This is a genomic window from Cupriavidus sp. 05N40, assembly GCF_056397305.1.
The window spans coordinates 1-18,546 of sequence record NZ_JBFTND010000142.1; the positions used below are offsets into that span (position 1 = coordinate 1).

An 18,546-nucleotide genomic window follows, 5' to 3' on the forward strand; every position below is an offset into this window, starting at 1 on the left:
GCGCCACGCTGGCCGCGGGGGCGCTGGCCGTGGCCGCCATCGCCCTCAATGTGCGGATGGCCCGCGAGCTGGATACCGCGCCGCTGGTCAACGCCGTGGCGGTGCTCAACGACGACCGCGCCGAGGCGGCTGTGTTGGTGACGTGGGACGCACGTTCGCAGGCGCTGACATTGCGTCGCCTGGATCACCTGGCACTGACCGATGCGCAGGCGCTCCAGCTGTGGGCGCTGCCGGCGGGCGGCAAGCCGCAATCGCTGGGCGTGCTCGGCCACCAGCGACAGCTGCGCCTGACGGTCGCCCAGCAGCTCGGCAAGGTGCCGGCGCTGGCCATCAGCGTGGAGCCGCGCGGCGGCTCGCCGGACCCCAACGGGCCGACCGGGCCCGTGGTGTTCAAGGGCCGGGTCATCGACAACACCCTGTAGACCCGGCTGGGAAGGCGGCGGCAGCGATATAATCGTTGTTTCCCCGATTTTTCCGCTCGCGCCGCGGTGCTGCCGCCGGCCTGCGAGCCAACCCAGCCTTACCGCCCATGACCTCCCAACTTGCCAAGAAAGGCGAAGCCTGGTCCGCCCGCTTCTCYGAACCGATGTCCGACCTGGTGAAGCGCTACACCGCTTCGGTGTTCTTCGACAAGCGCCTGGCGCTGTTCGACATCCAGGGTTCGCTCGCGCACGCCGCCATGCTGGCCAAGCAGGGAATCATCGCCGAGGCCGACCGCGCCGAGATCGAACGCGGCATGACGCAGATCCGCGGCGAGATCGAAGCGGGCAGCTTCGAGTGGAAGCTCGACCTGGAAGACGTCCACCTGAACATCGAGGCGCGCCTGACCGCGCTGGTGGGCGACGCCGGCAAGCGCCTGCACACCGGCCGCTCGCGCAACGACCAGGTGGCCACCGACATCCGCCTGTGGCTGCGCAGCGAGATCGACACCATCATCGGCCTGCTGGGCGCGCTGCGCGGCGCGCTGCTGGACCTGGCCGAGAAGAACGCCGACACCATCCTGCCGGGCTTCACCCACTTGCAGGTGGCCCAGCCGGTCACCTTCGGCCATCACCTGCTGGCTTACGTGGAAATGTTCACGCGCGACGCCGAGCGCATGGCTGACTGCCGCCGCCGCGTCAACCGCCTGCCGCTGGGCGCGGCCGCGCTGGCCGGCACCAGCTACCCGATCGACCGCGAGTTCGTGGCGCAGCAGCTSGGCTTYGACGGCGTGTGCCGCAACTCGCTSGACGCCGTCTCCGACCGTGACTTCGCCATCGAGTTCTGCGCCGCCTCGGCGCTGGTGATGACCCATGTCTCGCGCTTCTCGGAAGAACTGGTGATCTGGATGAGCCCGCGCGTGGGCTTCATCGACATCGCCGACCGCTTCTGCACCGGCAGCTCGATCATGCCGCAGAAGAAGAACCCGGACGTGCCCGAACTGGCGCGCGGCAAGACCGGCCGCGTCAACGGCCACCTGGTCGGCCTGCTGACCCTGATGAAGGGCCAGCCGCTGGCCTACAACAAGGACAACCAGGAAGACAAGGAGCCGCTGTTCGACACGGTGGATACCGTGGCCGACACGCTGCGCATCTTCGCGGACATGGTGCCGGGCATCTCCGTCAAGCCCGAAGCCATGCGCGCCGCCGCGCTGCAGGGCTACGCCACCGCGACCGACCTGGCCGACTACCTGGTCAAGCGCGGCCTGCCCTTCCGCGACGCCCACGAAGCCGTGGCCCACGCCGTGCGCGCCTGCGACGACCGCCGCTGCGACCTGGCCGACCTCACCGTGGCCGAGCTGCGCGACGCCACCGGCCTCGGCGACAAGGCCGCGCTGATCGGCGACGACGTGCATGCAGTGCTGACGCTGGAAGGCTCGGTCGCGGCGCGCAACCATATCGGCGGCACCGCGCCGGCGCAGGTGCGCGCGGCGATCGCCGCCGCGCGCGCGGCCCTTTGAGCAAGCGCCGCACGCAGCCGTAAGTTTCACGTAAGTTCCGCAGTAGAGAAAAGCCGCCAGGGCATGCGTCCTGGCGGCTTTTTTTCTTTATCCGCGATTTTTGCGCAATGCGGTAGGTATTAGCCCCAAGCGCCGATGCATTTTGTTACAGATAAACTAATCGCCGCAAAAACCGGGGAGACAACCCATGTATTACTTGCTTGGTCTGTCACGACAGATCGACAGGTTGAATCAGCATACGGGCAGGCTTGCAAACATCATGATCCTGCTTTCGTGTCTGATCAGCGCAGGCAACGCCCTGCTGCGTTACGGCTTCAACCTTAGCGATAACTGGCCGCTCGAATTGCAGTGGTATATGTTTGCCATTGCCGTGATGTTCGGCACGTCATACACCTTCCAGCGCAACGAGCACGTGCGCGTGGACCTGATCTACGGCAACGTATCGGAACGCGCGCAGCACTGGATCGACATCTTCGGCATCATTTTCTTCCTGCTGCCTTCGTGCGTGCTGTTCGCCTGGCTGTCGTGGGAATCCCTCTTCCTGCCCTCGTGGCGCATCCTCGAGCAATCGGGTAATTCCGGCGGCCTGCCGCGTTATCCGATCAAGCTGGTGGTGCCCCTCGGTTTCGCCCTGCTTGGCTTGCAGGGCGTGTCCGAGCTGATCAAGCGCATTGCCGCCCTCCAGGGCCTGGTGCGCATCGAATCGAAATACGAGAGGCCGGTGCAATGACGATTCCTTTGGAATTCATGCCGCCGCTCATGTTCGGCGGCCTGGTGGTATTCATGCTGATCGGCTTCCCGGTCGCATTTTCGCTGTCTGCCGTGGGCCTGGCCTTCGGCATCCTGTCCATCCAGTTCGGCYTTTTCCCGGTCAGCTTCCTGCAGGCGGTGCCCAGCCGCGTGTTCGGCAGCGTGCTGGCCAACGAGCTGTTGCTGGCGATCCCGTTCTTCACCTTCATGGGCGCGATCCTGGAGAAGTGCGGGCTGGCCGAGGACATGCTCGACTCCATGGGCCAGCTGTTCGGCCCGGTGCGCGGCGGCCTGGGCTATTCGGTGATCATCGTCGGCTTCATCCTCGGCGCCATCACGGGCACGGTGGCGGCCCAGGTGATCGCCATGGCGATGATCTCGCTGCCGGTGATGATGCGCTACCGCTACAACATGAAGTACGCCACCGGCGTGCTCGCGGCATCGGGCACCATCACGCAGCTGGTGCCGCCTTCGCTGGTGCTGGTGGTGCTGGCCGACCAGCTCAAGACGCCGATGGGCAGCGCCGACGTGGGCAGCATGTACCTGGGCGCCTGGGGCCCGTCGCTGGTCCAGATCGCGCTGTTCGCGCTCTACACCTTCGTGCTGGCGCGCATCAAGCCTGACTGGCTGCCGCCGGTGCCGCCGGAAGAACGCACGCTGCGCGGCTGGCCGCTGTGGCGCAAATGCCTGCGCGGCATCATCCCCTGCGCGGTGCTGATCTTCCTGGTGCTGGGCACCATCATGCTGGGCATTGCCACCCCCACCGAGTCCGGCGCCATGGGCGCGGTCGGCGCGCTGGTGCTGGCGGTGCTGCGCGACCCCGGCTTCGGCAAGCTGGACCGCACGCTCTATCGCACCGGCATCGTCGCTACCGGCGTCGCCATCGTCGCCGGCTTCTTCGCCTTCGGCTCGCACGCCTTCCGCATCCCGCTGGCGGTGGTCTACCTGGTGATCGCCTGGCTGATCCTGCGCGCCGGGCAACTGACCGACCTGCGCGGGCTGATCGTCGAGGCCTACCAGTCCACGGCCCGCATCACCGCCATGGTGGTGTTCATCCTGATCGGCTCCACCTGCTTCTCGGTGGTGTTCCAGGGCGTGGACGGCGGCGCGTGGGTTGAGCATATGTTCACCTCGCTGCCGGGCGGCTGGATCGGCTTCCTGCTGGTGGTGAACCTGTTCATCTTCTTCCTGGCGTTCTTCCTCGACTTCTTCGAGATCGCCTTCATCGTGGTGCCGATGCTGGCGCCGGTTGCGGTCAAGGTGCTGACGCCGGTGGTGGCGGCCTCGATGGGCGGCAACCCGGAAGCGGCGGCCACGGCGGCGCTGGTGTGGTTCGGCGTGATGCTGTGCGTGAACATGCAGACCTCGTTCATGCACCCGCCGTTCGGTTTCGCGCTGTTCTACCTGCGCGGGATCGCCCCCAAGGAAGTGAAGAGCTCGGACATCTACTGGGGCGCCCTTCCCTGGGTGGGCCTGCAGATGATCATGGTGGTGATGGTGATGTTCTGGCCGGGCATGGTCACCATGTTCCTCGACAAGGGCTCGCTGCACCATAGCAACTCGGCGGAGGTCACGATCCCGCTCGGCGACAGCGGGGGGGCCTCGGCGCCGCCAGCGGGCGGTGCGGGCGGGGCCAGCAGCCCGGGCACGCTCGAACTGCCCTCGGCACCGCAGAGCGAACCGGCCGCGCCGCAGTTCGAGTTCGACAAGAAGAACTGAACCGGCTGGCAGCCGCCATGAAAAAAGGTCCCGCATGCGGGACCTTTTTCTTTTGCGGCGCGAGCCGCGCGCCTACGGCAACAGCACGATGGCGCCGGTCGTGGCGCGCGCCTCGGCGGCGCGGTGCGCTTCGGCGACCTGCTCCAGCGCATAGCGCGCGCCGATGGCGGCGCGGATCGCACCCTGCCCGAGCGCCTGGAACACATCGGCCGCGTTGGCGCGGAAAGTCTGCGCATCGGCGTTGTGCGGAAACACCGAGGGCCGCGTCAGGAACAGGCAGCCCTTCTTGTTGAGCAGTTCCGGCTCGATGGCCGCCACGGGACCGGACGCCGCGCCATATAGCGCCACCAGCCCGAACGGCGCCGTGCAGTCCAGCGAACCGAGGAAAGTGTGCTTGCCCACCGAGTCGTAGACCACGCGCGCCTTGCGCCCGCCGGTGGCGTCGATCACCTGCCGCACCCAGTCCGCCTGCGAGTAGTCGACGGCGATATCGCAGCCGGCCGCCAGCGCGATCTCGCACTTGGCCGCCGAGCCCGCCGTGCCGACCACGGTGGCGCCGAGGGCCTTGGCCCAGCTGCTGAGGATCTGGCCCACGCCACCGGCGGCGGCATGCACGAGCACGATGTCGCCAGGCTCCACGCGGTGGGTTTTCCTGACCAGGTACTGCGCGGTCATGGCCTTGAAGAAGACCGCGGCGGCGGCCACGTCGTCGATGCCGTCGGGCAGCTTGACGAGCTTGTCGGCGGGTACGTTGCGGCGGTCGGCGTAGGCGCCGATGCCGGCATGCATGTAGACCACGCGGTCGCCCGCGCGCAGGCTGGTCACCCCCTCGCCCACCGCCTCGACCACGCCGGCCGCTTCATGGCCGAGCCCGGTCGGGCTGGGCAAGGGATACTTGCCCGAGCGCTGGTACACGTCGAGGTAGTTGAAGCCGATGGCGGTCTGGCGCAGTTGCACCTGGCCGGCCGCCGGCGCCGGCAAATCGGTCGTGACCAGCCGCATCACCTCCGGGCCGCCGAATTCGGTGAGTTCCACCGCACGCGCTGAAGTCATGTTCTCTCCGTCAAGGTTGCATGGATCGCTACGAAGGCAACTCTAACGGATTCCCGGAAACGGCGTCGTGTGCCGCTGCGGCGGCTTCAGCCCCTCGCCTGGCTTCGCTGCGGCCCGCTTCAGCCCGCTTCAGCCCGCTTTACTTCACGCAATCGACGAAATACGCCCTGCCGCCGCCCTCGACCTCTTCCTCCACCAGCCCGTGGATGTCCGTCTCGAAGCCGGGGAACAGCTTGTTGAAATCGCGCGCGAACTTCAGGTACTGCACGATGATCCGATTGAAACGCTCGCCCGGGATCAGCAGCGGAATGCCCGGCGGATACGGCGTGAGCAGGATGGCGGTGACGCGGCCTTCCAGCTCGTCCACCGCGACGCGCTCGATCTCCCGGTGCGCCATCATGGCCCACGCGTCCGACGGCTTCATCGCCGGTTCCATGTCCGACAGGTACATCTCGGTGGTCACGCGGGCCACGTCGTTGGCCTTGTAGACGCTGTGGATGGCATCGCACAAGTCGCGCAGGCCCATGCGCTCGTATTGCGGGTGCTTGGCCACGAACTCGGGCAGCACGCGCCACAGCGGCTGGTTCTGGTCGTAGTCGTCCTTGAACTGCTGCAGCTCGGTCACCAGCGAGTTCCAGCGGCCCTTGGTGATGCCGATGGTGAACATGATGAAGAACGAGTACAGCCCGGTCTTCTCGATGATGATGCCGTGCTCGGCCAGGTACTTGGTGACGATGGCGGCCGGGATGCCGCGCTCGCTGAACTYGCCGTCCACGTCGAGGCCCGGGGTGATGATGGTGGCCTTGATCGGGTCGAGCAGGTTGAAGCCGTCGGCCAGGTCGCCGAAGCCGTGCCAGCGCTCGTTGGCCTTGAGCATCCATTCCTCGCGGTCGCCGATGCCGTCCTCGACCAGCGCGTCGGGGCCCCATACCTTGAACCACCAGTCGCCGTTATTGCCGGCATCGTAGTCGCCTTCCACCTTGCGCATGGCGCGGCGGAAATCGATGGCTTCCTGGATGCTTTCTTCCACCAGCGCGGTGCCGCCGGGGGCTTCCATCATCGCCGCCGCCACGTCGCAGGAGGCAATGATCGAGTATTGCGGGCTGGTCGAGGTGTGCATCAGGTACGCCTCGTTGAAGCGGTAGCGGTCCAGCTTGCGCGTGTCCGAATCCTGCACAAGGATCTGCGAGGCCTGCGACAGGCCGGCCAGCAGCTTGTGCGTGGATTGCGTGGCGAACACCAGCGCGTCCTTGCTGCGCGGGCGGCCTTTGCCGATCGCGTGCATGTTGTGATAGAACTCGTGGAATGCCGCGTGCGGCAGCCAGGCTTCATCGAAATGCAGCGTGTCGATCTCGCTCGCCAGCATTTCCTTGATCTGTTCGGCGTTGTACAGCACGCCGTCGTAAGTGCCCTGGGTGATGGTCAGGATGCGCGGCTTCTGGTTCTTGGCCTGGCTGGCGAACGGGTGCGCGGCGATCTTGCGGCGGATGGTCTCCGGATCGAACTCGCTCTTGGGGATCGGGCCGATGATGCCGTAGTGATTGCGCGTGGGCATCAGGAAGACGGGGATCGCCCCGGTCATCATGATCGCGTGCAGGATCGACTTGTGGCAGTTGCGGTCCACCACCACGATGTCGCCCGGCGCCACGTTGGCATGCCACACCATCTTGTTCGAGGTGGAGGTGCCGTTGGTGACGAAGTACATGTGGTCGGAGTTGAAGATGCGCGCGGCATTGCGCTCCGAGGCCGCCACCGGGCCGGTGTGGTCGAGCAGCTGGCCGAGTTCGTCCACGGCGTTGCAGACGTCGGCGCGCAGCATGTTCTCGCCGAAGAACTGGTGGAACACCTGGCCGACCGGGCTCTTCAGGAAGGCCACGCCGCCGGAGTGGCCGGGGCAGTGCCACGAGTAGGAGCTGTCCTGCGCGTAGGCGATCAGCGCCTTGAAGAACGGCGGCGCCAGCGAGTCGAGATAGACCTTCGCTTCGCGGATGATGTGGCGCGCCACGAACTCCGGCGTGTCCTCGAACATGTGGATGAAGCCGTGCAGCTCGCGCAGGATATCGTTGGGGATATGGCGCGAGGTACGGGTCTCCCCATACAGGAAGATCGGCAGGTCGGTATTGCGGCGGCGCACTTCATTGACGAAGGCGCGCAGCTTCTCGATGGCCGCCGCTTCGGGGCGGTCGTCCTCGCTGACGAACTCGTCGTCGTCGATCGACACGATGAACGAGGACGCCCGGCTGGACTGCTGCGCGAACGAAGTCAGGTCGCCGTAGCTGGTGAGGCCCATGACCTCCATGCCTTCCTGCTCGATGGCCTGCGCTAGCGCACGGATGCCCGAGCCGGAAATGTTCTCGGAGCGGAAGTCTTCATCGATGATGATGACGGGAAAGCGGAATTTCATAGGGCATCCTTGGGCGGCAAGAAGGACTTGAGCCACATGGCCCGGGGACGCACTCCCCTGGGCTGCATGTGGCTCGGCGTTCAGGCTTGGCGTGCGGCTGGTCGATGCTCCCCGTGGAGCCGGCCGCGCCGCGACGCGCGCATTGTAAAGGGATCAGGTCTTCGGCAGTGTGACACCGTGCTGGCCCTGGTACTTCCCGCCGCGGTCGCGGTAGGAAGTCTCGCAGATCTCGTCGCTCTCGAAGAACARCACCTGGGCGCAGCCYTCGCCGGCGTAGATCTTGGCGGGCAGCGGSGTGGTGTTSGARAACTCCAGGGTCACGTAGCCTTCCCATTCCGGTTCGAACGGCGTCACGTTGACGATGATGCCGCAGCRCGCGTAGGTGCTCTTGCCCAGGCAGATGGTCAGCACGCTGCGCGGGATGCGGAAATACTCCATCGTACGGGCCAGCGCGAAGGAATTGGGCGGGATGATGCAGACATCGCCCCTGAAGTCGACGAAGGACTTCTCGTCGAAGTTCTTGGGATCGACGATGGTGCTGTTGATATTGGTGAAGATCTTGAATTCGTCGGCGCAGCGGATGTCGTAGCCGTAGCTCGAGGTGCCGTACGAAACGATCTTGCGGCCGTCGGACTCCCGCACCTGACCGGGCTCGAACGGCTCGATCATGGCGTGTTGTTCCGCCATGCGGCGGATCCACTTATCGGATTTGATGCTCATAAGGGTACCGGGATGAACAAATGAGGGCAGGCTCGGGGGCGCGGCCGGGCGGCGGCCTTGCCGCGCCGGGCAGCCGGGGAACGCTGCTCGCATTTGCTCACGGCACGCCGGACCTGCCGGGGCCTCGCGATGGGCCGCATTGTACAACCAATTGCCGGTGCTCCCGGCTTCAGGCGGGACAGCCCGCCGCAGCGGGGAATCCGGGCGGCCGGGGCCGGTGCAGCGCGGGAAACGCGGTGCGCAAGGGAGGATCGGGAATGCGGCGCCGATGTCGCGCGTGCCCGTTGCGCCCGTTGTGCCCGTTGCGCGCGGGACGCGGCGCCCGTCGGCCGCAGCGACCGCGCGGGCAAGCAAGGGCGGCGGCCCGYCCCGCGCCCGCTCGTCAGGACTTGGCGACGACGCCGCAGGCGATGCGGCCGCCGGAATTGCCGGTCGGCTGCGTACGGTAGTCGTCCGGGTCCTTGTGCACGACCACGGCATGGCCCACCACGCTGGTGGGGCCGGGGCTGACGGTCACGCCGCTCAGCTCGAAGCTGGCCTGGGCACGGCCGCTGGCATCGGCTCGGAGGTTGTTGATGTCGCCTGCATGGTGGTCGGGCATCGACATCGAGCCGTGCGGCTTGCCGGTCGGGTTGAAATGGCCGCCTGCGCTCATGGCGTCGGGGCTCGAGCAGTCGCCCTTCTCGTGTACGTGGAAGCCGTGCTCGGTGTTGGGCGGGAGGYCGGTCACGTCGGCCTTGACCAGCACGCGGTCACCGCGCTGGGTGAAGGTCACGGTGCCCTGCGTGGCGGTGCCGCTCTTGGCGTCCAGGCTGGCGACGGCGCTGTCCCCGCCGTTTGTCCCCATGCCGCCGCAGCCCGCCAGGGTGCCCACCAGGGTGCCCACTAGCGCCAGACCGAAAAGTACGCGTACATGCTTCATGCCGAACCTCCTCTCACGGTGTTGTGCGGCTGATTGTACCGCTCCAATGTGACGCGCTGTGGTGAGTTTGCTGCCAGTTGGCGCGCCGTGACCGACATCGGGCGGCAAGCCGCCGGGCGGCCGCGCCGGCGTCAGGCGGGTTCGAGCGCGATGGACTCGACCGCCATGAATGCCGAAAGCAGCCGCACCACGCGCGCGTAGAAACGCGCTTGAGGGTGCGCCGCCACGGCATCGGCGAAGTCGCCCACCCATGGCCGCAGGTAGCTCGCGAAAAAATGCTGCTGGGCCGCAAGGCCGCCGGCGCCGGCCTGCCCGCCCGCCACCAGCACACGCATCACCTCGCACAGCGTGCCGATATGATCCTCGCTCTCGCCGACCCCTTCGCGCCGGACGAGGCCATGGCGCGCCAGCTCGTCGCGCAGCGCCGGCAGCGGGCAGGCCCGCGCATAGCGGGCGCCCTGCGGCGAGACGGCGGGAGTGGGAGCGCCACCGAACATGGCCTGGTACTCGCCCGCGGCCTCGGCGACGGTGGTGGCGGACGCCGCATCGCACAAACGGTTCCACGCTTCACCCAGCGCCGTCGCGGCATCGTCGCCATGGGCACGGTTCGCGGCGATATGGTGGAGCAGCACGGCATCGGGCGCACGGTACAACAGCGTGGCCAGCAGGCCGTACAAGTCGGCGCGTGCCGCTTGCTCGGCATCGGCGGCGAAATCAGCGGTGAAATCGGCGGCAGCGTCTGCCGCCGGCGGGATCAACTGGATCGGCTGGAAATCCGTCATATGGGGTGTTGGCTGGCGCGGGCGGCCGCAGCCGCCCGGCCCAATGGTGCTCAGGTGTTCTGCACCACGATGCTGGGGAACTTGCTGGTCATGTCGCGCGCGCGGTCCGCCACCTTCACCGCCACCTTGCGCGCCATGGCGCGGTACAGCTCGGCGACGGGGCTGTCGGGATCGGCCACGACCGTGGGGCGCCCGGTGTCGGCCTGCTCGCGGATCGAGCGGTTCAGCGGCAGGCTGCCCAGCAGTTCCACGCCGTAGTCCGCGCACATCTTCTCGCCGCCGCCTTCACCGAAGATATGCTCTACGTGCCCGCAGTTCGGGCAGCAGTAGACCGCCATGTTCTCGACGATGCCAAGGATGGGGATGCCGACCTTCTCGAACATCTTCAGGCCCTTCTTGGCATCGAGCAGCGCGATGTCCTGCGGCGTGGTGACGATCACGGCACCTGTCACCGGCACCTTCTGCGACAGCGTCAGCTGGATGTCGCCGGTGCCCGGCGGCATATCGACGATCAGGTAGTCGAGGTCATGCCAGTTGGTCTGGCGCAGCAACTGCTCCAGCGCCGAGGTCACCATCGGGCCGCGCCACACCATCGGGTTGTCCTGTTCGATCAGAAAGCCGATCGAGTTGGCCTGCAGGCCGTGGCCTTCGAGCGGCTCCATGGTCTGGCCGTCCGATGACTCGGGGCGGCCGGCGATGCCGAGCATCATCGGCAGGCTGGGCCCGTAGATGTCGGCATCCAGCATGCCGACACGTGCACCTTCGGCGGACAAGGCCAGCGCCAGGTTGACGGCGGTGGTGGACTTGCCCACGCCGCCCTTGCCGGAGGCCACCGCGATCACGTTCTTGACGCCCGGCAGCAGCTTGACGCCCCGCTGCACCGCATGCGAAACGATCTTGGTGGTGACGGCCACGCTGGCATTGGTCAGGCCGGGCAGCTGCTGCAACGCGGCAACGACCGCCTTGCGCATCGGCTCCAGCTGGCTCTTGCCGGGATAGCCCAGCTCGACCTCCAGCGACACATCGCCGCCATCGACCCGCACGTTGCGGGCGGAACGGGTGGACACCAGATCCCGGCCCGTGTTCGGGTCGATCACGGTGCGCAGGACTTCGGTAACCTGGTCGATGGTGAGGCTCAAGACAATCTCCGCTACTGAATATGGGGAAGCCGCGTACTGTATCAAAGTATGGACCACGCGCTGGTCGAGGGTGGTGCGGGGGCGACAAGTCCCTGCATCGCACATGGATTTACACGCACTTACAACTGTCACAGGCGCATGCTTGTGCAGCCGGCACCATGTCTTTATTGTAGTGCGCCAGAAACGCCTGCCCCGGCGTAATGCCGCCGGGCACTTGTATTCACGTGCCGTCCGCGTTATTTCTAGCGGTGTTGTACGCACCCCGTCAAATCAAATCCAGCCAGAAAGATTCGTCCTGAAGGAGAAAGCATGAAACTCAAGTTCGTCAGCCTTGCCATCGTCGCCGCGCTCGCCGCCGGTTGCGCCACCGAACAGGGCACCCAGACTGCGGTCGGCACCGGCGTGGGCGCTGCGGTCGGCGCGGGCCTGGGCAACTTGATTGGCGGCAATACCACCGGCACGCTGGTGGGGGCGGCGGTGGGCGGTGCCCTGGGCGGGGCCACCGGCTACAACTGGAACACCATCCGCGGCAAGCTGAACAAGGACACAGCGGGCACGGGCACGCAGATCACCGAACAGCCGGACGGCTCGCTGAAGGTGAACATCCCCAGCCAGGTGACCTTCGATACGGACAGCTCCAGCATCAAGCCGTCGTTCCGCTCGGTGCTGGACCAGGTCGCGCAGACCCTTGGCCAGCACCAGGACGTAACGGCGACCGTGGTGGGGCATACGGACAGCACCGGCAACCCCAGCTACAACATGCAGTTGTCGCAGCGCCGCGCGCAGAGCGTGGCCGGCTACCTGGGTGACCGCGGCGTCTCGCGCAACCGCCTGGCAGCCGAAGGACGCGGGCAGACGCAGCCGGTGGCGGATAACGCCACCGAGGCGGGCCGCGCACAAAATCGCCGCGTCGAAATTTTTTTGAAACCAATTCAAGGATGATGGAGTCATAGAAACAGGTACCGCTTGTCACCGTTGCTGGCTCGCGATGGGTGACTGACCTCCCGGGCGGTACCTGATTTCTCCTCCTTTTCCGTTGTGGAAAGCTGCGCCGGCTCTGACCGGCGCTTTTTTTGTCCCGATGATTTCGAGTTATCCCTGGATCACACGAGAAGGCACCGAATTCCCGCCGGGCCTGTCCCGCCCGGCGGCGCGGGCCCCGTGCCCGCGCGCGCTGGCCACACCGCTTGTTAGAATAGCCGTCTTGCGGCGCGCGCCCTGACGCATGCTCCGGCGCCCGCCCGCCACTTTGTTTACCCCCTGACCGGCAATTCTTCCATGACCGCACGTCGCATCCTCGTCACTTCTGCCCTGCCATACGCCAACGGCCAGATCCATATCGGCCATCTGGTGGAGTACATCCAGACCGACATCTGGGTGCGCTTCCAGCGCATGATGGGCAACGAGGTCTACTACGTGGGCGCGGACGACACGCACGGCACGCCCGTGATGCTGCGCGCGGAGAAGGAAGGGATCACCCCCAAGCAACTGATCGACCGCGTGTGGACCGAGCACAAGCGCGATTTCGACAGCTTCCAGGTGTCGTTCGACAACTACTACAGCACCGATTCGGAAGAGAACAAGCAGCTCTCCGACAAGATCTACCTGTCGCTGAAGGCCGAAGACCTGATCGCCGAGCGCGACGTCGAGCAGTTCTACGACCCGGTCAAGAACATGTTCCTGCCGGACCGCTTCATCAAGGGCGAGTGCCCGAAGTGCGGCGCCAAGGACCAGTACGGCGACTCCTGCGAGGTGTGCGGCACCACCTACGTGCCCACCGACCTGAAGAACCCGTACTCGGTGGTCTCAGGCGCCACGCCCGTGCGCAAGTCGTCCGCGCATTACTTCTTCAAGCTGTCCGACCCGCGCTGCGAGAGCTTCCTGCGCGAGTGGGTGGCCGACCTGGCCCAGCCGGAAGCCGCCAACAAGATGCAGGAATGGCTGGGCGGCGAAGGCGAGGCCTCGACCCTGTCTGACTGGGACATCTCGCGCGACGCGCCCTACTTCGGCTTCGAGATCCCGGGCGCGCCCGGCAAGTATTTCTACGTGTGGCTGGACGCGCCGATCGGCTACTACGCCAGCTTCAAGAACCTGGCGGAAAAGAAGGGCATCGACTTCGATGCCTGGGTGGGCCCGCATTCGACCGCCGAGCAGTATCACTTCATCGGCAAGGACATCCTCTACTTCCACACGCTGTTCTGGCCGGCCATGCTGCGCTTCTCGGGCTACCGCACGCCGACCAACGTGTTCGCCCATGGCTTCCTGACCGTGGACGGCGCCAAGATGAGCAAGTCGCGCGGCACCTTCATCACCGCGCAGAGCTATATCGACACCGGCATGAACCCGGAATGGCTGCGCTACTACTTCGCCGCCAAGCTCAACGCCAGCATGGAAGACCTCGACCTCAACCTCGAGGACTTCATCGCGCGCGTGAACAGCGACCTGATCGGCAAGTATGTCAATATTGCCAGCCGCGCCGCCGGCTTCCTGGTCAAGCGCTTCGACGGCGTGGTGGACGAAGCCGCGCTCGCGCACCCGCTGCTCGAGCAGCTGCGCGAAGCCGCGCCGCAAGTCGCGCATCTCTACGAGAGCCGCGAATACAGCAAGGCGCTGCGCCTGGTGATGGAGCTGACCGACGCCGTCAACGCCTTCGTCGACACCGAGAAGCCCTGGGAGCTGGCGCGTGACGAGAGCAAGCGCGCGGCCCTGCACGCGGCCTGCTCGGTCTCGCTGGAAGCCTTCCGCCTGCTCACCGTCTACCTCAAGCCGGTAGTGCCGCTGATGGCCGCCGGCGTGGAGCGCTTCCTCAATATCGAGCCGCTGGACTGGCGTGCCATCGACCGGCAGCTCAGCGCGGCGCGCCCCGTGCAGCCGTACTCGCACCTGATGACGCGCGTGGACGCCAAGCAGGTCGACGCGCTGCTGGCCGCCAACCGCGATTCGCTGCAGGCCACCGCGCCAGCCGCCGAAGCGGGCACCGGCACCGCCACCATCGAGCCGATCGCCGAGACCATCACCATCGACGACTTCGCCAAGGTGGACCTGCGCGTGGCCAAGATCGTGGCCTGCCAGAAGGTGGAAGGTTCGAACAAGCTGCTGCAGCTCACGCTGGACCTGGGCGAAGGCAAGACCCGCAACGTCTTCTCCGGCATCCAGTCTGCCTACACGCCGGAGCAGCTGGTGGGCAAGCTCACGGTGATGGTGGCCAACCTGGCGCCGCGCAAGATGAAGTTCGGCCTGTCCGAAGGCATGGTGCTGGCCGCCTCCGCCGCTGACGAGAAGGCCACGCCGGGCCTGTGGATCCTGGAGCCGCACGAAGGCGCGGTCCCGGGCATGCGCATCCGCTAGGCGGATCGCCGGGGCGGCAGGACAGGATCAGCCGCCCTGCACCTTCGAAGGATCATCGCTGCGCGAGGTGTGCGTCACCTTGCCGGCGGCGTCGAAGTGCACATTGAAGAAGGCCTTGTCCTGCGAGGTCTCCCACCAGCGGTAGCCCCACACTTCTTCCTTCTTCAGCGCGAAGGCTTCCACCTTGGTGGGCTTGCCGAGCAGGCGGCGGATGTCGTCGCGGCTCATGCCGGCGCGCACGCGGGCGAAGTTCTCCGCGTTCAGCACCTGCTCGATGGCCCGGACCTTGCCGTCGGCGCCGATCGTCACCATCCACGTGGTGGCGCCTTCCGGGCCGCGCGGATATTCGAGCCGGCGCCCGCCCGCGTCTTCCTCCCACACGATCTCCGGGCGCCCGGCCTGGCGCCGCACGTCCTCCTCGCCCGACTCGCCGACCACGATGCCCTTGAACAGCTGGCTGTCGGGCTTGACCGAGTTCCAGGTCGCGCGCGCGGTATCGCCCGCCTTCTTCATGGCTTCGTCGACCTTCTGCTGGTCGCACCCGAGCAGGGCGAGCACGGAGGAAATCAGTCCCATGGCGGCAAGGCGCCGGTACGGCGCAATCGTGGATGGAAGGCGCCCATGGGCGTCAGGGCCGCGCGGGCGCCGCCGCATCCGAGGCGGGATTGCCCGGCGCCGGGCTTCTGTCACTGTCGGCCTGCTGGCTGGCATCGGTCTGGCTCCTTGCGCTCGAGGCACCGCTGAACAGGTTGCCCCAGTTGTTGAAGCGGCGGTTGAACAGCAGCGAAAGCCCGTTGATCGAACCACCCTTGGCAATCAGCGACCAGCGCCGCGAGAAGGCCCAGGTCAGCTTGACCACGTTGGAAGAGCTGGTCAGGCTCTGTTCGTAGCCTACCGAGATCTGCTCGGTCACCGCCTTGCCCACGCTCACCACCTGCTGTTCGTTCAGGCCCGCCGTGCTCGGCCCGATCGAGAACTCGTCGATACCCAGATGCTGCACGATGCCCTTGCCGGCGCGTCCGCCCAGCATGCCCAGCGCCGCGCCACCCAGGGCGCCCGCATTGAGCTGCTGCGACTGGCCGGTGGTATTGCTCTCCGCGCCGTAGCCGAACATCAGCCATGACAGCTTATCCTCATCCGGCACATTGGGTTCCGAGACCAGCCTGACGCGCGGCAGGCGCACCGTGCCGGTGACTTCCACGCCGGCCTCGACCTCCTGGTTGCGCCGCATGGCGCGGATGTTCAGGTTGGGATTGTCCACCGGGCCGTTGAAGTTGACGATGCCGCGCTCGATGTTTAGCTTGCGCCCGAACGCCTCGTAGGTGCCGTCGGTAACGCGGATGGTGCCGGTGGCGCGCACCGGCGTGAGCGGCGCGCTGCGCACGCCCAGCTGGCCCGCCAGCCTGAGGTCGGCGCCGGCCCCGCGGAAGCGGAAGTTATCGCCCAGATCCAGGGTCAGGTCGATCAGCGGGCTGAAGCGGCTGGCCGGCTTGGCTTCCGGCGCGGGCGTCGCGGCGGTCTTCACTTCGCGCTGGTCACGCCGTCGTACCACCACCACATCGTCGCCCAGCACCGGCGCGCCGGCCTTGGGCAGGTCGAACAGGCCGCGGTCCACGCGGAACTTGCCGCGGATCACGATCTGGCGGTTCTCGTTGAGGATATTGGCATCGCCCGAGATGATCAGGGTGCGTTCCGGGCTGGCGAAGATCTGCAGCTTGTCGGCGACGATCCTGCCGCTCAGGTTGGGATCGGTCTCGCCCAGCTTCACATTGCCGGTGGCGACGATCTTGCCGTCACCGCCGTGGAACTCGACCTGCTTGAGCTCGATGGTGTTCTGGTCCAGCGCCACGCGCACGATGCCGTCGGTCAGGCGGATGCCTTCGTCGTACATCGTGATGGCGATGCCGTCGCCGTCGATGGTGCCGGTCAGCAGCGGCTGGCCCACCGTGCCCGCCAGCTGCATGGTGGCCGCCAGCTTGCCGTCGAACGCATATTGCGGCCCGGTCAGCGCCTCCAGCGTCTTGAGCCGCGGGACGTCCATCGACACCTTGCCCGCCAGCGGCGAGGCCGGCGTCACCGTCATCAGGCCCTGCTCCAGCACCAGGCCGGCCGAGGCGTCCACCACCAGCTTGCCCAGCCGCGAGGCAGTGACGCCGCCGCGCACGCTGATGTGGTTGCCGGACAAGTCGGCACGCAGCGCGCTCTCGCCAAGCCCCAGCGTCGTGATGCCGCGGCCCGCGCTCACCGAGACGTCGCCGCTGCGCCGGCGCAGTTCGGCAAAGCCGGCCACGGTCTCCGCCAGCGTGATGTTCCAGCTGCCGTCGAGCACCAGGTCCGAGCGCACCGGCGGCGCCTCGCCGGTGAGGGCTTCGGCCAGGCGCAGCAGGTTGGCCACCTGAAGCCCGTCGAGCTTGCCCTGGGTGCGGATGCGCCCGTGGTCGAACTCGAAGCTGTCCACGTTCACGCGCGCCTGCTCGAACTGCAAGCCGGCCGCGCCCAGCTTGACGCGCTGGTCCGCCACCTGCAGCTGCGTGGGCGCCACCAGCCGGACGTTGACGGTGCCGCGCTCGTCCAGCGTGCGGATCGTGCCGCTCCAGCCCTGCTGGCCCTGCCAGGCGCCCTGGCCGGCCAGGGTCAGCTGCAGCGGCCGGTCGTGCATCGCGCCGGCCGCCTTCAGGTCGAAGGTGTGGCTGGCCTGCGTGCCGCTGAGCGTGGCGTCCAGCGTGCGCAGCGAGGCGGCCGGCCCGCGGTAGTCACGCACATTGAGCTGCAGCGCCAGCGTGCCGTTCAGGCCGCCGCGCAACTCCGCGGTGCCGCTGGCGCTGGCCACATGGTGCGGGCCCACCACCAGCGACTGGGCGTTGTAGCTGCCCACCACCTCGGGCCTGGCCAGCGTGCCGGTGATGTCGGCGTCGAGCTTGAGCACGCCGGCCACGCCGAACTTGAGCCGGTCGAGCTGGGGCGCATCCACATGCAGCCTGAGGCGGTCGCCACGCGCGCCGAAGCTGCCGCTGAGCTGCGCCTGGTTGCCGGCCATGTCGAGCGTGGCCTGGCTCGGCAGCAGGCGTTCGCCGGCCAGCCGCAGCTTGCCCTCGCCGCGCATCGGCAGGCCGGCATAGACACTGTCGCGCACCGCGAATTCGATCGATATGCGCCGCTCGGGCGCGAGCGTACCGCTGGTGGTGAAATCGGCATTGATGCTCCCGGGCGCCACTTCGGCCAGCCGCGCAGGGTCGAAATTGGCGAGCTTGCCCTTGAAGCTGAACGGCTGGCCGTCCTTGAGCGAGAGCTTGCCTTCGGCATTGAGCGAGCCGGTGCCGATGCCCGCGCGCAGCGCGGTCAGCGTCACCGCATCCGCATCCAGGTGCGCATCGGCGAACAGCTTGAGCCCGCCGCCGGACAGGTCCACCGCCACGCTCTGCCGGCCCGGCTCGAGCCGCAGGATCACGGGCCCCGACAGCCGCACGCGGTGCAGGCTGCCGTGCAAGGCCTTCGGGTCCAGGTCGCGCACATCCAGGTCGAAGCCGCCGCGGCCGTCGCGCAGCGCGCCGCTGCCGCGGATCTCGCCGCGGCCCGGCAGCGCCACGCGCAGGTCGCGCACGATCTGCGCGGCCTCGCTGACCTCCACGCGCGCCTGCACCGACTCCACCGGCAGGCGCTGCGCGTCGATCGGCCCGGCCTCGTGGTTGACCACGCGTACCTCGCCGGCCACGCGCAGTGGCGCCCGGCCGGCCTGGCGCGCGGGCGCGCCCGGCGGCGCGGAGGCGGAC

Annotated in this window: 14 protein-coding genes; 6 read left to right on the forward strand and 8 right to left on the reverse strand. The window is 67.3% G+C overall.

Annotated elements, in window-relative coordinates; all coding sequences use genetic code 11:
- The 4 genes from AC1DO7_RS27635 to AC1DO7_RS27650 all read left to right on the forward strand — a co-directional run.
- The coding region (locus AC1DO7_RS27635) for an anti-sigma factor (protein ID WP_477116785.1) at nt 1–422 on the forward strand (422 nt) is incomplete at its 5' end.
- A 107-nt stretch (nt 423–529) separates the two neighbouring features.
- A complete protein-coding gene (gene argH, locus AC1DO7_RS27640) occupies nt 530–1,939 on the forward strand; it encodes an argininosuccinate lyase (RefSeq protein WP_441613304.1) in 1,410 nt (469 codons plus the stop codon).
- A gap of 187 nt (nt 1,940–2,126) precedes the next feature.
- On the forward strand, nt 2,127–2,669 hold the full coding sequence (locus AC1DO7_RS27645; RefSeq protein WP_441613305.1) for a TRAP transporter small permease subunit: 543 nt from the start codon (nt 2,127–2,129) through the stop codon (nt 2,667–2,669).
- On the forward strand, nt 2,666–4,408 hold the full coding sequence (locus AC1DO7_RS27650; protein ID WP_477116786.1) for a TRAP transporter large permease: 1,743 nt from the start codon (nt 2,666–2,668) through the stop codon (nt 4,406–4,408). Before AC1DO7_RS27645 ends, AC1DO7_RS27650 begins: the two co-directional genes overlap by 4 nt.
- Before the next feature lie 72 nt (nt 4,409–4,480).
- On the opposite strand, the gene AC1DO7_RS27655 is transcribed toward AC1DO7_RS27650, so the two are convergent.
- From AC1DO7_RS27655 to apbC, 6 genes are all read right to left on the reverse strand, one after another.
- Nucleotides 4,481–5,461 carry a quinone oxidoreductase family protein gene (locus tag AC1DO7_RS27655; RefSeq protein WP_441613308.1) on the reverse strand — a complete coding sequence of 327 codons (981 nt, stop codon included), beginning with the start codon at nt 5,459–5,461 and terminating at the stop codon, nt 4,481–4,483.
- A 139-nt stretch (nt 5,462–5,600) separates the two neighbouring features.
- Entirely contained in the window at nt 5,601–7,865 is a 2,265-nt protein-coding gene (locus AC1DO7_RS27660) for an Orn/Lys/Arg family decarboxylase (RefSeq protein WP_477116787.1), read from the reverse strand.
- A 153-nt stretch (nt 7,866–8,018) separates the two neighbouring features.
- Complete coding sequence (gene dcd, locus AC1DO7_RS27665; protein WP_477116788.1) at nt 8,019–8,585, reverse strand: dCTP deaminase; 567 nt, start codon at nt 8,583–8,585, stop codon at nt 8,019–8,021.
- A 382-nt stretch (nt 8,586–8,967) separates the two neighbouring features.
- Nucleotides 8,968–9,507 carry a superoxide dismutase family protein gene (locus AC1DO7_RS27670; RefSeq protein WP_477116789.1) on the reverse strand — a complete coding sequence of 180 codons (540 nt, stop codon included), beginning with the start codon at nt 9,505–9,507 and terminating at the stop codon, nt 8,968–8,970.
- A gap of 131 nt (nt 9,508–9,638) precedes the next feature.
- On the reverse strand, nt 9,639–10,289 hold the full coding sequence (locus AC1DO7_RS27675; RefSeq protein ID WP_441613312.1) for a TorD/DmsD family molecular chaperone: 651 nt from the start codon (nt 10,287–10,289) through the stop codon (nt 9,639–9,641).
- Nucleotides 10,290–10,339: 50 nt separating this feature from the next.
- Entirely contained in the window at nt 10,340–11,428 is a 1,089-nt protein-coding gene (apbC, locus tag AC1DO7_RS27680) for an iron-sulfur cluster carrier protein ApbC (protein ID WP_441613313.1), read from the reverse strand.
- 309 nt (nt 11,429–11,737) lie between these two features.
- Between apbC and AC1DO7_RS27685 the strand changes: the two genes are divergently transcribed.
- The gene (locus AC1DO7_RS27685) at nt 11,738–12,370 is read left to right on the forward strand and encodes a YiaD family glycine zipper/OmpA-like lipoprotein (RefSeq protein WP_441613314.1); all 633 of its coding nucleotides are present in this window, start codon (nt 11,738–11,740) and stop codon (nt 12,368–12,370) included.
- Between the two features lie 336 nt (nt 12,371–12,706).
- A complete protein-coding gene (gene metG, locus AC1DO7_RS27690; protein ID WP_441613315.1) occupies nt 12,707–14,776 on the forward strand; it encodes a methionine--tRNA ligase in 2,070 nt (689 codons plus the stop codon).
- A 27-nt stretch (nt 14,777–14,803) separates the two neighbouring features.
- Here metG and bamE read toward each other — a convergent pair whose 3' ends face one another.
- The gene (gene bamE / locus AC1DO7_RS27695; protein WP_441613316.1) at nt 14,804–15,352 is read right to left on the reverse strand and encodes an outer membrane protein assembly factor BamE domain-containing protein; all 549 of its coding nucleotides are present in this window, start codon (nt 15,350–15,352) and stop codon (nt 14,804–14,806) included.
- Nucleotides 15,353–15,404: 52 nt separating this feature from the next.
- Nucleotides 15,405–18,546 (reverse strand): translocation/assembly module TamB domain-containing protein (locus AC1DO7_RS27700; RefSeq protein ID WP_477116790.1); only part of this gene is annotated, 3,142 nt, incomplete at its 5' end.

Bases quoted from the DNA above. Each gene is read 5' to 3' on its own strand.
- AC1DO7_RS27645 (WP_441613305.1), top strand. From the start codon at position 2,127: ATGTATTACTTGCTTGGTCTGTCACGACAGATCGACAGGTTGAATCAG.
- AC1DO7_RS27655 (WP_441613308.1), bottom strand. From the start codon at position 5,461: ATGACTTCAGCGCGTGCGGTGGAACTCACCGAATTCGGCGGCCCGGAG.
- AC1DO7_RS27675 (WP_441613312.1), bottom strand. From the start codon at position 10,289: ATGACGGATTTCCAGCCGATCCAGTTGATCCCGCCGGCGGCAGACGCT.
- AC1DO7_RS27685 (WP_441613314.1), top strand. From the start codon at position 11,738: ATGAAACTCAAGTTCGTCAGCCTTGCCATCGTCGCCGCGCTCGCCGCC.
- metG (WP_441613315.1), top strand. From the start codon at position 12,707: ATGACCGCACGTCGCATCCTCGTCACTTCTGCCCTGCCATACGCCAAC.
- bamE (WP_441613316.1), bottom strand. From the start codon at position 15,352: ATGGGACTGATTTCCTCCGTGCTCGCCCTGCTCGGGTGCGACCAGCAG.